Annotated in this window: 14 protein-coding genes; 2 read left to right on the plus strand and 12 right to left on the minus strand. The window is 70.0% G+C overall.

The annotated features are described in order from the left end of the window. Nucleotides 1-90: 90 nt before the first annotated feature. The 7 genes from A6048_RS08195 to A6048_RS08225 all read right to left on the minus strand — a co-directional run bounded on the left by A6048_RS08195 (nucleotide 91) and on the right by A6048_RS08225 (nucleotide 7,849). Nucleotides 91-1,050 (minus strand): helix-turn-helix transcriptional regulator, encoded by a 960-nt coding sequence (locus A6048_RS08195; RefSeq protein WP_107747638.1) that lies wholly within the window; start codon nucleotides 1,048-1,050, stop codon nucleotides 91-93. After that, complete coding sequence (locus tag A6048_RS08200; RefSeq protein WP_107747637.1) at nucleotides 1,047-2,015, minus strand: helix-turn-helix transcriptional regulator; 969 nt, start codon at nucleotides 2,013-2,015, stop codon at nucleotides 1,047-1,049. Before A6048_RS08200 ends, A6048_RS08195 begins: the two co-directional genes overlap by 4 nt. Before the next feature lie 11 nt (nucleotides 2,016-2,026). Beyond that, nucleotides 2,027-3,433: a Pup--protein ligase gene (gene pafA, locus A6048_RS08205; RefSeq protein WP_107747636.1), complete on the minus strand. Its 1,407-nt coding sequence runs from the start codon at nucleotides 3,431-3,433 to the stop codon at nucleotides 2,027-2,029. 6 nt (nucleotides 3,434-3,439) lie between these two features. Continuing rightward, nucleotides 3,440-3,616, minus strand: coding sequence for a ubiquitin-like protein Pup (locus tag A6048_RS08210; protein WP_107747635.1), 177 nt, complete (start codon nucleotides 3,614-3,616; stop codon nucleotides 3,440-3,442). A 73-nt stretch (nucleotides 3,617-3,689) separates the two neighbouring features. Beyond that, nucleotides 3,690-5,207, minus strand: a complete 1,518-nt coding sequence (dop, locus tag A6048_RS08215; RefSeq protein ID WP_412523680.1) for a depupylase/deamidase Dop — start codon at nucleotides 5,205-5,207, stop codon at nucleotides 3,690-3,692. Continuing rightward, the gene (gene arc, locus A6048_RS08220; RefSeq protein WP_107747715.1) at nucleotides 5,204-6,904 is read right to left on the minus strand and encodes a proteasome ATPase; all 1,701 of its coding nucleotides are present in this window, start codon (nucleotides 6,902-6,904) and stop codon (nucleotides 5,204-5,206) included. Before arc ends, dop begins: the two co-directional genes overlap by 4 nt. 105 nt (nucleotides 6,905-7,009) lie before the next feature. Then, a complete protein-coding gene (locus tag A6048_RS08225) occupies nucleotides 7,010-7,849 on the minus strand; it encodes a tRNA (adenine-N1)-methyltransferase (protein ID WP_107747634.1) in 840 nt (279 codons plus the stop codon). A gap of 60 nt (nucleotides 7,850-7,909) precedes the next feature. Between A6048_RS08225 and A6048_RS08230 the strand changes: the two genes are divergently transcribed. Both A6048_RS08230 and A6048_RS08235 read left to right on the plus strand, forming a co-directional pair. Continuing rightward, nucleotides 7,910-8,836, plus strand: a complete 927-nt coding sequence (locus A6048_RS08230) for a RecB family exonuclease (protein WP_244911060.1) — start codon at nucleotides 7,910-7,912, stop codon at nucleotides 8,834-8,836. Continuing rightward, nucleotides 8,836-9,603 (plus strand): thioesterase family protein, encoded by a 768-nt coding sequence (locus A6048_RS08235; RefSeq protein ID WP_107747632.1) that lies wholly within the window; start codon nucleotides 8,836-8,838, stop codon nucleotides 9,601-9,603. The genes A6048_RS08230 and A6048_RS08235 overlap by 1 nt, the downstream gene beginning before the upstream one ends. 107 nt (nucleotides 9,604-9,710) lie before the next feature. Here the strand turns inward: A6048_RS08235 and hisG are convergent, their stop codons facing one another. From hisG to A6048_RS08260, 5 genes are all read right to left on the minus strand, one after another. Continuing rightward, nucleotides 9,711-10,562 (minus strand): ATP phosphoribosyltransferase, encoded by an 852-nt coding sequence (gene hisG / locus A6048_RS08240; RefSeq protein ID WP_107747631.1) that lies wholly within the window; start codon nucleotides 10,560-10,562, stop codon nucleotides 9,711-9,713. A gap of 47 nt (nucleotides 10,563-10,609) precedes the next feature. Then, nucleotides 10,610-10,873, minus strand: coding sequence for a phosphoribosyl-ATP diphosphatase (locus A6048_RS08245; RefSeq protein ID WP_107747630.1), 264 nt, complete (start codon nucleotides 10,871-10,873; stop codon nucleotides 10,610-10,612). Continuing rightward, nucleotides 10,870-11,586, minus strand: coding sequence for an HAD family hydrolase (locus A6048_RS08250; protein WP_107747629.1), 717 nt, complete (start codon nucleotides 11,584-11,586; stop codon nucleotides 10,870-10,872). The genes A6048_RS08245 and A6048_RS08250 overlap by 4 nt, the downstream gene beginning before the upstream one ends. A gap of 75 nt (nucleotides 11,587-11,661) precedes the next feature. Continuing rightward, nucleotides 11,662-12,189, minus strand: coding sequence for a hypothetical protein (locus tag A6048_RS08255; protein ID WP_107747628.1), 528 nt, complete (start codon nucleotides 12,187-12,189; stop codon nucleotides 11,662-11,664). Between the two features lie 152 nt (nucleotides 12,190-12,341). Next, a complete protein-coding gene (locus A6048_RS08260; RefSeq protein ID WP_107747627.1) occupies nucleotides 12,342-14,249 on the minus strand; it encodes a heavy metal translocating P-type ATPase in 1,908 nt (635 codons plus the stop codon). Nucleotides 14,250-14,305 lie beyond the last annotated feature (56 nt).

Consider the following 14,305-nt stretch of genomic DNA (forward strand, 5'->3'; position numbering starts at 1 on the left):
GACAACACGCCCATGCTAACGCACCCCGGGCGACAAGCGTTGCGGCGGTCCCTTGGTGAATACCCGGTGACCAGCGGGTTCACCGCGATTTCACGTCGCCGATATCGAGTCGTCGCCTGCCGAGTAGAGCGAGAGTCCCGCAGAGGCCCGGGCCGCGATCTCCGCGGCCATTCTCGGGTCCGAGGGCGTGACCACGTCTGCGTGCCCGAGCAGGAACCTGAGCAGCCAGGCCCGGTCGTGATAGGCGATCGAGACGTCCAGGTCACCGTCCGGGCGCCGGACGACATCGTGGAATCCGAACTCGTCGAGGAACCACGCCGCGGCCGCGGGGACGACGGCCCGCTCCAGGAGGACGCCCCCCTCGCCGTCGTCCTGGGGTTCCGGTCCGAGCGCCCGGCGCGGACCGACCTCCTCGACCCCGCTCATCCGATCGGTGCGGAACGTCCGCCACTGGCCCGCCCCGCGATCCACGCCGTGGACGTAGGAGTGACCGTCGGCCACGGAGAGGCGCGCGGGATCGACCACGCGGGTGGTGGAGGTGTCCGAGCTGGCCGAGTGGTAGACGAACCGCAGTGCGAGTCCGTCGTGGACCGCGGTGCGGACGACATCGGCATCCGGAGTGGTGGTGTCCGGGCGGGAATCCTCCTCCGCCCTGACCTCGACACCGGCCGCGGTCCGGAGGGTCTGCAGGAGATCGCGGAGGGCGGTCTGGTCGACCACCTCGGGATGATCGAGGAAGATCGCGAGTCCGGTCTCGAGGGTGACGGCCTCGGCGGCGGTGAGCCGGACGGGCCGGTCGATCCCCGCGGTGAACGTCACCTCGACCAACTCGGCGTCGTCGAGGTCCTCGGAGGAGAAGGCGAGGTCGATGAGGTCACCCGGTCCGTAGCCGGGAAGTCCGCAGGACCACAGCTGCCAGAGGGCGTCCCGCAGCTGCTTCTCCGTCATGCCGAGGTCCCGGGCGGCTTCGGCCACGGGGACGGCGCCCCGGGTGTGGAAGTACGGGACCACGCTGAGCAGGGTCGCCAACGGGACGGCACGGGGGCTCATCGGACGGCCTCCTGCGCCGCGGTGAGGATGGTCACCACGCGGACGCGGAGTTCGGCGGGCCGGAGGGCGACGGCGTCAGCACCCTGTGAGGCGATCATCGACGACAGCTCACCCAGGGGGGCACTCACCTCCAGGTCGGCACCGGCGCGACCGAACCGGGCCGCCGGCCCGGCGTCGCGGGCCATCGCCCGGAGTTCGGCCGCGTGGCCGTTCGCCGCCCAGACCGTGGCGTCCACCACCGGGTTCAGGCGGGAGATGGCCTCGTCGAGGAGCTCCAGCACCTCGGTGGTCCGCGGGACCGGGACGGTCCGGCGGGCCTGGCCCACCCGGACGTCCGAGACGCGGACCAGGCGGAAGGTCCGGGGTTCACCGCGGTCGAGGTCGTGCCCGACCACGTACCAGTTGCCGTGCCGGGAACCGGTCCACCACGGCTCGATCCTCCGCGCGGTCGGCTCGGTGGCCCCGGCCGGGGTGTGGGAGAACGTGAGGAGTCGGCTCCCCGCGACCGCCTCGGCGACGATCGCGGCGGCCGCGAGTTCGGCCGGGTCCGCCACCGACACGGTGGCGCCGGCGTCGTGCACCGGGTCGATCCCCGCCGCGGTGAGCTTGGCCAGCGCACCGTCCGCCCGTGCGGCCCGCTCCCCCTCGCGCCAGACCTCGGAGGCCACGGCCAACACTCCGGCTTGTTCGGGGGTGAGGGTGATCTCCGGGAGTTCGTAACCCTGGGCGGGGATCCGGTACCCGGCGGGAGATCCCGGCGCGAGCGAGGCTCCCTGTTCGAGTGGGACGCCCACGTCGCGGAGTTCCCGCTTGTCCCGCTCGAACATCCTCAGGTAGGCCGCCTCGTTCTCGCAGTCGTCGTACCCCTGGACCATCCTGCGGATCTCGCCCGCGGACAGGTAGGCGCTGGTCGACCGCAAGCAGATGACGAGGTTGACCAGTCGTTGCGACTTGGAGGTGGACACGGGCAGGAACGCTATCGCCCGAGCGCGGCGATCAGGTCGTCGACACGCGGGTCCTCGGCCGCGAACGGGTCCGTGAGAGCGACCGTGGGCAGAGTTCCGTCGGCGACCTTCAGGTGAACCCAGTCCACGGTGTAATCCCGCTCGGCTCGGGTCGCGGCGGAGATGAAGCGACCGCGCAGCGCCGCGCGGGTGGTCTCCGGCGCGGAGTGCCGCGCCCGCTCGATCTCGGAATCGTCCACCACCCGGGAGACCAGGCCGCGGCGCTCGAGCACCGAGTGCAGCCCACGACCCGGTCGGATGTCGTGGTAGGTCAGGTCTATCTGGGCGAGCCTGGGGTGGTCGAGGTCGACCCCGGTCCTGCCCTGGACCTGCCTGATCAGACGAAGTTTGGCGGCCCAGTCGATGTCGCCGGCGATCGAGTCGTGGTCGCCGGACTCGACCGCGTCGAGGACCCGCTCCCACAGAGCCACGCATCTCTCCACGTCGTCGCGGTCGTCCCGCTCCCACCCGCCGCGCCCGAGGTGGCGGTGGACGGCGGCCAGGAACTCCCTCTGGATCTCCAGGGCGGACATCGTGGTTCCGTCGGTGAGCCCGACCGGTCGGGTACCGGAGAGGTCGCGGCTGATCTCCCTGATCGCCCGGACCGGATGGGCTATCGCCATGGGCCGCAGCTCGACGCCGGCCTCGAGCATCTCCAGCACGAGCCGCGTGCTGGCGATCTTGAGCAGGGTGGTGGTCTCGATCATGTTGGAGTCGCCCACGATCACGTGCATCCGCCGGAACCGGGTCGAGTCAGCGTGCGGCTCGTCACGGGTGTTGATGAGCGGGCGAGAACGGGTGGTGGCGGAGGAGACGCCGTCCCACATGTGTTCGGCGCGCTGGGAGAAGCAGAAGGCCGGCCCCTCGTCCTCGGCTGTTCCCACACCGGTGGGGGTCCCGGGCAGGATCTTGCCGGCGCCGCAGATCAGCTGCCGGCTCACCAGGAACGGCAACAGCGTGGTGGCCATGCTCCTGACCTGGGTCGAGCGGTCCAGCAGGTAGTTCTCGTGGGAACCGTACGAGTTACCGACGGTGTCGGTGTTGTTCTTGAACAGGTAGACCTTGGCGTCGATCCCCTCGGCGGCGAGGGACTGTTCGGCGTGGACGGCGAGGTCGTCGATGATCCGCTCCCCCGCCCTGTCGTGGGCCACGATCTGCCGCAGCCCGTCGCACTCGGCGGTCGCGTACTCGGGATGGGAACCCACGTCCAGGTAGAGGCGGGACCCGTTCTCGAGGAACACGTTCGAACTGCGCCACCGTTCGACGACGGGCCGGAAGAAGTACCGGGCGATCTCGTCCGGCCCGAGCGAGCGCGACCCCTCGCCCCCGACGCTGGTGATCCCGAACTCTGTCTCGATCCCGACGATGCGACGGATCATGACTGTCTACTGCCCGCCCTTCTGGACGTAGGACTTCACGAACTCCTCGGCGTTGGTCTCGAGGATGTCGTCGATCTCGTCGAGTAGGGAGTCGGCGGACGAGGTCTGTGCGGTCTTGGCGACCTGGCCGGCCTCGTCGTCCGACTCGCCTGCGCCGCCGGCGTTCTTCTGGATCTGGGACATCGTGGTGAGCTCCTGTGGGTGGGGCGGGCGGGTCGGACCGGGTTGGTCGGACTGGGCTGGTCGGACGGGATCCTCAGCGAACCGGCGGGCCGTCGGGGCTGAGGAAGTCCGGTTGGGCGTCGCAGTGGGCGCGGGTCCCCGTGTACGGGTCGGCCAGGTCCACGTGACGGTGGTCGCCGCGGGAATCGACGACGACGACGTGATCCCATCCCGCGGCGTGGACGCGGTCGCCGAGTTCGGCCAGGAAGCGTCCCCTGGCCCAGGCCCGCGTGGACTCGGGTGGGGTCGTGACCGCGGCTTCCACCTGGGCCTCGGTGACCATCCTTCGCATCGCGCCCTTGGTCACCAGACGGTTGTAGAGTCCACGGTCCGGGTCGATGTCGTGGTACTGGACGTCGATGAGGGCGAGTCGCGCGTGGTCCCAGCCCAGGGAGTCCCGCGTCCGGAACCCCTCCAACAGTCGGAGCTTGGCCGGCCAGTCGAGCCGGTCGGCGCACGACATGGGGTTCTGCTCGAGCGCCTCGAGGATCTCCCGCCATTCGGTCAGGACCTCGACGGCCCACCCCGGACGCCCCGTGCCGTCCCCGATCAACGCTGAGACGCGGTCGAGGATCTCCCACTGGAGCGCGACCCCCGTGAGCTCGCGGCCGTCGGGCAGCGCGACGGTGGCGGTGAGGGTCGGGTCATGGCTGATGACGTGCACCGCCTCGACGGGGTCGACCGGGACCAGGTCGGCGAAGTCGATCCCCGCCTCGATCGCGTCCAGCACGAGGCAGGTGGTGCCGATCTTGAGGTACGTCGCCAGCTCGGACATGTTCGCGTCGCCGATGATGACGTGCAGGCGCCGCCAGGTCTCATCCGGGGCGTGCGGCTCGTCGCGGGTGTTGATGATCCCGCGGCGCAGGGTGGTCTCGAGCCCGGTGAGCACCTCGATGTAGTCGGCGCGCTGGGAGAGCTGGAAGCCCGCCTTCTCGCCCGCCTGCCCGATACCGACACGTCCGGCCCCGCAGTACACCTGGCGTGAGAGCAGGTGCGGTGCCAGGCTCATCGTCAGGGCGTCGAAGTCGACGTCGCGACGCACGAGGTAGTTCTCGTGGGCGCCGTAGGACGCGCCCTTGCCGTCGACGTTGTTCTTGTAGAGCTTGAGCTCGGCGTTCCCCTCGACGGCGGACGACTCGCGGCCGGCCCGGTGCATCACCGACTCCCCCGCCTTGTCCCAGATCACCGCGTCGATCGGCGAGTCGACCTCGGGCGATGAGTACTCGGGGTGCGCGTGGTCCACGTAGAAGCGGGCGCCGTTGGTCAGGACCCGGTTGGTCACCCCGAACTCACTCGGGTCATAGGCGCGGGCGGAGCCGAGGTCGAAGCCGCGGGCATCGCGGAGTGGCGATTCGGACCCGTAGTCCCAGCGGGTCCCATCGGTCGACCCGGAGCCCTCGCCCGGGTCGGTGTAGGCCTTGACCACCTGGGTCGAGGTGACCACCGAGCTGAGCAGCGGCTGGCCCACCGCCACGATGCCGAACTCGATCTCGGTGCCGATCACCCGGCCTCGCACGATCTCACCGGATGCCATCAGTACGGGCGGGGTCACCGGTCGTCCTCCTGACGCGGGACGGTGACCTCGACAACGCGCTCGCCGCGCACGCCCGTCAGCCGCGCCCACTCCTGCGGGTTGGAGGTATTGGGCAGGTCGGTGTTCTCCGCGAACTCGGCGTCCACGGCGTCGAGGAAGTCGTCGGTCGTCAGGCCCTGCCCGGTGCCGTGGACGATGTCCTTGATCGCGAGCTTCTTGGCCCGGTCCACGATATTGCGCAGCATCGCTCCGGAGGTCAGGTCACCGAGGTACAGGGACGACCGGCGGCCCGACGCGTAGACCAGATGCACGTAGGTCGTGGACTCGTCCCGGGTGTAGAGCCGGTCGACGATCCGGGAGATCAGCCCTCCGACGTGGTCCTCGCCACTCGTCGAGCCGACCTCGTCAGGGTCGAAGCGCAGATCGGGGGTGATGTATTTGGCGAGGATGTCGGCCGCGGCGCCGGCGTCCGGTCGGTCGATGCGGATCTTGAGATCGAGACGACCGGGGCGAAGGATCGCCGGGTCGATCATGTCCTCCCGGTTGGATGCGCCGATCACGATGACGTTGCGCAGGTCCTCCACCCCGTCGATCTCGGCGAGGAGCTGCGGGACGATCGTGGTCTCCATGTCGGAGGAGATGCCCGATCCGCGGGTGCGGAAGATGGAGTCCATCTCGTCGAAGAAGACGATGACCGGGTTGCCCTCTGTCGCCTTCTCCCGTGCCCGCTCGAAGATCGACCGGATGTGCCGCTCCGTCTCGCCGACGTACTTGTTGAGCAGTTCAGGGCCCTTGATGGAGAGGAAATACGAGTTGGGGTACCGGCCGCCCGTGACGTCCTCCCCACGCGACTTCGCGGAGGCCAGCGCCAGCGAGTGCGCGACCGCCTTGGCGATCAGGGTCTTTCCACACCCGGGAGGGCCGTAGAGCAGCACACCCTTGGGTGGGGACAGATGGAACTCGCGGTACAGGTCGTGGTGCACGAAGGGCAGCTCGATGGCGTCGCGGATCTGCTCGATCTGGGGGCCGAGACCGCCGATGTCGGAGTACTCGACCATCGGGATCTCCTCGAGCAGGAGCTCGTCGACCTCGGCCTTGGGCACGACCTCGAACGCCACGGCGGCCTTGGGGTCCACCAGCACGGCGTCCCCCGGCCGGACGGGGGCCGGGTGATCGGCGGTCCGCCCGCCGCGCAGGCCGGTCGCCAGATGAACGACGTGTTCCTCGTCGTTCCCCATCACCACGCGGGCCCGCATCCCGTCGGCCAGGACGTCCCGGAAGACGGCGGTGACGCCGGTGACCGGGAGTCCGGTACAGGCCTCGATGACGGTCATGGCCTCGTTCAGCCGGACGGTGACGCCCGCCGAGAGGACGGAGGCGTCGACCCCGGGTGCGAGTGTGAGCCGCATCCGTCGACCGGCGGCCATGACCTCCGCGGTATCGGCGTCCGTCGGTTCCTGCAGCACGATCCCGTAGGTGCTGGGCGGCGTGCCGAGGCGCTCGACCTCGCCCTTGAGGGCCTGCAGCTGATCGCGGGAGTCCTTGAGGAGCTCGGCCAGCCTGACGTTGCGGGCGCCGAGGGCGTCGATCTTGACCGACTTCTCGCGGTCCGTTCGGGCCCCCTCGTCGACGGCCCTGCGCAGCCGCGCGAGCTCGACCCGGTCCAGCGTCACGCTGTCGCCGCCCCGCTCGTCCGGGGAACGTCCCTCGGTCACCTCGATCACCTGCCCTCCGACTCTCGGACGACACCCTCGTCGTCGTCACCCCCCACCCTATCGCCGGGGTGCGGGGGCGGGTGAGCGCGCGTCCTCAGGCCGGGCTCAGTGCTTGCCGGCCCGGCGCCTGGGCTTGAGCGTGGTCACGCCCTCCGCGAGTCGACGTGCGGTGACCAGGAACGCGGTGTGGCCCTGGATGCGGTGCTCGGGGCGCACGGCCAGACCCACGACGTGCCAGCCGCGGTTGATCGACTCCCACGCCCGGGGTTCCGTCCAGCACTCCTGGCGTCGGAGGGCCTCCACGACGTCCGACATCTGAGTGGTGGTGGCCACGTACACCACCAGGACGCCTCCGGGCACGAGGACCTCGCTCACCGTGGGCAGGCACTCCCACGGGGCGAGCATGTCCAACACCACGCGGTCGACCTGGCCGCCCAGCGCCTCCACCGACGTCTCCGCCAGGTCGGCGACGCGCAGGTCCCAGTTCTCCGGGTGCTCGCCGTAGAAGGTGCGGACGTTACGCTCGGCGTGCTCGGCGTGGTCCTCGCGGATCTCGTACGACAGCACCCGACCCTCGGGGCCCACCGCGCGCAGCAGCGAGCAGGTCAGGGCTCCGGAGCCCGCGCCGGCCTCGAGCACGCGTGCGCCGGGGAACATGTCGCCCTCGTGGACGATCTGTGCGGCGTCCTTGGGGTAGATCACCTGGGCGCCGCGCGGCATCGACAGCACGTAGTCGGTGAGCAGCGGACGAAGCGCCAGGTAGTGGGCCTCCCCGGACGAGGTGACGATCGACCCCTCCGGGGTGCCGATCAGGTCGTCGTGCCTGACGGCGCCGTGGTGGGTGAAGAACTCGGCTCCCTCGACCAGGAGAACGGTGTACTTGCGTCCCTTGGTGTCGGTGAGCTGGACGCGGTCGCCGATGACGAACGGGCCGGATCGCTGCACTGTGGACCTCCAGGGGACGGCGGCCGGTTGTCCGACCGGTTGTCTACCCTGCCAGGTGTGATGGATCCCCTGAAAATCGGTGGCAGTGGTACCCCGGCCTCCCCGGCCACTCCGGAGGGCGTGGCCCCGCCGGAGCGCAAGCCCTTGGCGTTGTCGGCTTCGAGGGCGGCGGACTTCAGGCAGTGCCCACTGCTCTACCGGCTCAAGGCGATCGACAGGATCCCGGAACCCAAGACCCGCGCCCAGGTCCTGGGGACCGTCGTCCACTCGGTGCTCGAGGACCTGTACGCACTGGAGCAGTCGGAGCGGGCTCCGGAGCGTGCCGTGGAGCTGGTCCCCGCTGCGGTGGAGCACTTCTACGCGGTGGGCGGTGGCGCCGAGGTGGTGCCGCTCGCCGACCGGGCGGAGTTCCAGACGGAGGTCGCCGCGCTGGTGTCCGCGCTCTACGGGATCGAGGATCCCCGGCGCTTCTCCCCCGCGGCGTGTGAGCAGTACCTCGTCACCTCCACCGCGTCCGGGACCCCGCTCCACGGGTACCTGGACAGAGTGGACGTGGCGCCGACCGGGGAGGTCAGGGTGGTCGACTACAAGACCGGCAAGCCACCTCATCCGCGCTACCAGGATCAGGCGATGTTCCAGATGCGGTTCTACGCCCTGATGTACCAGCGGATCCACGGGGTGATGCCCGCGCAGCTCAAGCTGATCTACCTCAGGAACGGCAGCTGGCTCACCCTCTCCCCCGATCTCGCCACACTCGTGGAGACCGAGACGCAGCTCGACTCACTCTGGGCGGAGATAGAGCGGGCGGGCGAGATCGGGATCTTCCCCCCGCGCACCTCGCGGTTGTGCGACTGGTGCAATCATCAGGCGCTGTGTCCGGCGTTCGGGGGTACCCCGCCCGAGTACCCGGGATGGCCGGGACGCCGCGTGGTACCTCTCGATCCCGAGACACCCGGGGCGGGACACGCAGGACCGAGGAGCACATGATGACGGAGGCGTACTTCGAGCCGTTGGGCACGGATGACGGCTGGGAGGTATTCCGGGCTACCCCGCACACGGTGAGTGCCTGGGGTCCCGATCTGCAGCACGGGTCACCGCCCTCGGCCGTCCTCACCCGCGCCATGGACCGCCTCGAGCGGTCGACCGGGACGCGGATCGCCCGCGTGACCGTAGACCTGCTTGGGCCGGTGCCGCTGGGTGAGGTCCGTACCCGGGCCCGCGTCGTCCGCCCCGGTCGCCGGATCCAACTGCTCGAATCCGAGCTCGAGGCAGCGGGCCGGATCGTCGCCCGGGCGAGCGCCTGGCGGATGGCCATCGGCGACACCGTCGACGTCGAACAGTCCGCCGACCGTCCGCGTGAGCTCCCCGAAGTGGGCCTGAACAGCGATTTCTTCGACCGCTGGACCAGTGGCTACATCGACTCGCTGGAGATCCGCGGTTCGGACGACGGGGTCGTGTGGGTCCGCCCCGTCCTTCCCCTGGTCGAGGGCGAGGAGATGACGCCCGCCGAAAGGGTCATGTCGGTGGCCGACATCGCGAACGGCGTCGGGGCAGTTCTCGAACCCGATGAATGGCGGTTCCTCAACACCGACCTGATCACCCACCTGCACCGGCGGCCCGTCGGCGAATGGATCGGGGTCACCGCGGACGCCTCGATCGGCCCCGACGGCGTCGGGGCGACCTCCGGCACCCTGTACGACGAGGTGGGCGCCATCGGGCACACACTGCAGGCTCTGCTGGTCGAGCGGGCCTGATCCGACAGGACGCCGAGGTAGGCCGATCCGACGGGGCGCCGAGGTGTGCCGATCCGACGGGGCGCTGAGGCGTGCCGTGCCGCCATGCCCCGACCGCTCTGAGGGTGTCACCCCATGCGGCAGGACCGGATGTCCGTGGCGATGACCGCCTTGGCGCCGGCCGCGACCAGCTCGTCCATGATCGAGTTGACCTTCTTGCGCGGCACCATCGACCGCACCGCCACCCAGGCCGGGTCGGCCATCGGGGAGACGGTGGGTGACTCGATGCCAGGGGTGATGGCCGAGACCGACTCCAGGAGCTCCTTGGGGCAGTCGTAGTCCAACATCATGTACTGCTGGGCGAACACCACGCCCTGCAGGCGGGCCCTCATCTGGGCCATCGCCGGGGTGGTCTCGGCGCCCGCCCGCGCGACCAGGACGCCCATCGAGTCACACAGGACGTCCCCGAACGCCTCCAACCCGTGCACCTTGAGCGTCCGACCCGAGCCCACCACGTCGGCGATGCAGTCGGCCACCCCGAGCTGGATGGAGATCTCCACCGCGCCGTCCAACCGGATGACCTCCGCCTCGATCCCCCGCTGTTCGAGGTCGCGGCGGACGATGTTCGGATACGACGTCGCGATGCGGGCTCCCGCGAGACGGTCCGTGGTCCACCCGGTACCGGTCGGCCCGGCGTAGCGGAAGGTGGAGTGTCCGAATCCCAGGTCGAGGAGCTCGTCCACCTCTGCCATGGAATCCATACTCAGGTCTCTGCCGGTGATACCCAGCTCGAGACGTCCCGAGCCCACGTAGACGGCGATGTCCTTGGGTCGCAGGAAGAAGAACTCGACGTCGTTCTCACGGTCGATCAACGTGAGGTCCTTACTCCCCTCCGTCCGTCGGCGGTACCCCGCCTCGGACAGCATCTCGGAGGCGGACTCGGACAGGGCGCCCTTGTTGGGCACTGCGACACGCAGCATGATGGTGGCTCCAGGATTCGGTGCGGGAGGGGTGGTCTGTGTGGCCGCTAGAGATGCCGGTAGACGTCGTCGAGCCCGAGACCGCGCTTGAGCATCATGACCTGGGTCCAGTAGAGGAGCTGCGAGATCTCCTCGGCCAGTTCCTCATCCGACTGGTACTCGGCGGCGATCCACACCTCGCCGGCCTCTTCGATGACCTTCTTGCCCAGATGGTGCACGCCCTTGTCGAAGGCGGCGACGGTGCCGGATCCCTCGGGACGCGCGGCTACGCGCTCGGACAGCTCGGCGAACAGGGAATCGAAGGTCTTCACGCGCCCGATTGTCCCACAGCCGCACCGACGGGGGTCCCCGAGGTGAGGGCGACGAGACCGGACGCGTTCACGCCCGCGAGGCTCGGGTGGGTGTGCGCCCCGACCACGTCGGGCTGACCGTCGGTCGACGGCACGTACAACACCCGGCAGCCAGCGGCGACCGCCGCGGTGGCCCCGGTGACGGAGTCCTCGACCGCGACGGCGGCGGTCGCGTCGACCCCGAGCCGCGAGCAGGCCAGCAGGTAGGGGTCGGGCGCGGGTTTGGGATCGGCGACCATGCACCCCGTCACCACCACGTGAAACCGCGAACGATCGATGAACTCCAGCGGCACCGCCGCGACGTCCGCGGTCGTGTTGGTCACCAGGGCGACCGGGGCGTTGGCGGAGGCGAGGTCCTCCAGCAATTCCTCGGCACCCGGCCGCCAGCGCATGTCGGATCGCATCAGCTCGGTGACCCGCGCGTTGAGCCGGCGGGACAGACGATCGAACTCGGCGCCCTCGATGGTCCGACCGGTGTACTCGCCCAGGATCGCGAAGAACCCGGGGAGGGAGTTGCCCAGGGTTCGCTCGCGGGTCGCCTCATCGAGGGGCCGACCCATGTACTCGGCGAGTTCGTAGACGGCGATGTCCCACAGTCGCTCGGTGTCGACGAGCGTGCCGTCCATGTCGAGACACACGGCGGCGGGGACACGGTCGTACGAAATGCTGGTCACGGCCTACTGTCTACCCGACACCGCGTGATCGGGGGTGCCAAGACCGGCCCCGTTGGTTCCGCCGTCAACCGCCGTTCAGTGGCAGGTCCCCGCAGCGACGAGGAAACGCTCGGTGTGGGTGGCGGAGCCGAACGGTGCGACCGAGCCGGGAGCGAGGGTGGGCAGGAGGGACTTGCTGGTGGTGATGGTGACCGCCAGCCGTCCGGGCCCGGTGAACACGCCGCCGACGCCGACCTCGGGTCCGGTCGACTGGACCGTGTGCACCCCCCTCGCATCGGTGTCGATGTTGTGCCACTCCACGGTCGCGGAGTTGAACGGGAACAGAGTGGCCGAGAAGTCGAACGAACCGACGGGCTGATCGAGATCCCTGGCGTTGGCGCTCAGCGCCTGGTGGAAGCGGTCGTCGCCGCCCAGCTTGCAGGTGGTGAAGGCGCCGAAGCGAATGGTGTGCTCGCCACCCAGCGGGTACGGCATACGGACGTCCCAGGCCGGAGAGTGATGCCACACCTGGGCGGAGGCCGCAGGAGCTATTGCCACTGCTGCTCCCCCGGCGAGCAGGGTCGCCGCACAGGTCAGGGCGGCTGATCGACGGATGGTGGTCATGACTGGCTCCTCGTCCCGAGCTGCCCTCGGTGCACTGTCGTTCGAGTGCATCCCTATCTGGTCATCGGCCCGAGCCCGCCGATCGTTAGCGGTGTGGGCTGTGGGTTGCGGCGACGCTGTCGCGTGGTGTCGGCGCCAGGTGACACCGGTGGTCAGTCCTCGAAGTCGCTGAGTCTCCGTGGCGCCATCACGACCCGCGCGGAGTTGAGGATCGCGAGCACGTCGATGACCTCTTGCGCTATCGCCCCCGCGAGAGGGCTGAGCAGCCCGAATACCGCCAGGAGCATCCCGATCACGGAGGCGGCCATCCCGCCCAACGCCGACTGCAACGCGATCCGGCGCATGCGCGCCCCGATGTGGAGGAGGTCGTCGAGCCGCTCCAACGAGGAGTCCAGCACCACGGCGTCGGCGGCCTCGGCGGTGACGTCGGACGTGGAGCCGAAGGCGACCCCGGCCGACGCGGCGGTCATCGCGGGGGCGTCGTTGATGCCGTCACCGAGGAACAGGGTGGGGCCCGCCGCCGTGCGCTCGCGGACTATCGCGAGTTTGCCCTCGGGGCTGACCCCACCGTAGACCTCCCGGATCCCCACCCGGTCCGCCAGACGGCGCACCTCGGCTTCGCGGTCACCGGAGATGATCATCATTCGTTTGACGCCGTGCGCGCGCGGGAGGTGCGCGATGAAGTCAGCCGCGGTGGCCCGCGGTTCGTCACGGAACCGGAGGATCGCGGCGTACCGGTCGTCGACGAGGACGACCGACTCCAGCCCCGTCTCGGTCTCCGGGAGGAGTTCGATCGCACCGGGATCGACCTCGGCGAGTCCGCGACGGTTGGTCAGCCGGACGACGCGTCCACCCACCTCGCCCACCAGTCCGGCCCCGGGCTTCTCCGCGACAGAGGTGAGAGGCGGGGCCCCGAGGTTCCGTTCGGCGGCCGCGTCCACGACGGCTCCGGCGAGAGGGTGGCGGGAGTAGACCTCTACCGCCGCAGCGGCGGCGAGCACCTCGTGGGGATCGGTGCCGGGCCTCGCGACGATCTCCGTGAGTACCGGACGTCCGTAGGTCAGTGTGCCGGTCTTGTCGAACATCACCGTCTCGACCCGCCCGACGTCCTCGAGCATCGCCGGGTTCCGGATGATGATGCCGCGCTTGGCGGCCAGCGAGATGGCGCCGATGATGGCGACGGGGACCCCGATGAGGAGCGGGCACGGGGTCGCGACCACCACCACGGCGAGGAAACGGGTCGGATCTCCGGAGATCCCCCAGCCGAGGACTCCCAACGTCAGCGCGATGAGGGTGTACCAGGCGCCGAGGCGGTCGGCGAGACGACGCATCGGGGGCCGGTTCTCCTCTGCTTCGCGCAGCACACCGACGATCTGCGCGTAGCGGGAATCCGCCGCCACCCGATCAGCACGGACGGTCAGTGCCGCGTCGCCGTTGACAGCGCCGGAGAGCACCTGAGAACCGGGTGTCTTGGGCACGACGTACGGTTCGCCGGTGAGGTACGACTCGTCCATCGCGCCTCTGCCCTCCACCACCTCCCCGTCGACGGGGCACAGTTCGTGGGGCAGGACGAGCAGCAGGTCATGGACCCGCACCTCGTCGGCGCGGAGGTCGTCGACGCCCTCGGACGGGGAGGTTCCCCGGAGTCGGTGGGCGATCGCCGGGCTGCGCCGGGCGAGGGCGTCGAGAGTGGCCGACGCCCTGCGGGACGCCGCGGCCTCGAGCCCCTCGCCGCCGGACAACATGAGGACGACGATCGCGGCCACCAGCCACTCGCCCAGGACGACCGCGGTGACTATCGAGACCGCGGCCAGCAGGTCGGCCCCGCCGGCGCTCCTCACCGCGGACCGGACGACCTCGACGATGAGCGGGATCCCGCCGACCACCACCACAGCGATCAGGGGGGCACGGATCACCCACTCCCAGGTGGCGGAGGCGGCGGGCCCGGCGACCGCGCGGGAGAGCAGGTGGACCACGATCGCCAGGATCGTGGACATCGCGAGGACGCCCTGCCGCGAGGCGACGAACGTGCGCAGTGCCCCGGCCCGGGTGGTGTCCATTCCTCATCATCACCCGAAAGGGCAGCCTCTACCAGCCAGGACAGGCTGTCCTGATC

The sequence above is a fragment of the Dietzia psychralcaliphila genome, assembly GCF_003096095.1.
Lineage (GTDB): Bacteria > Actinomycetota > Actinomycetes > Mycobacteriales > Mycobacteriaceae > Dietzia > Dietzia psychralcaliphila.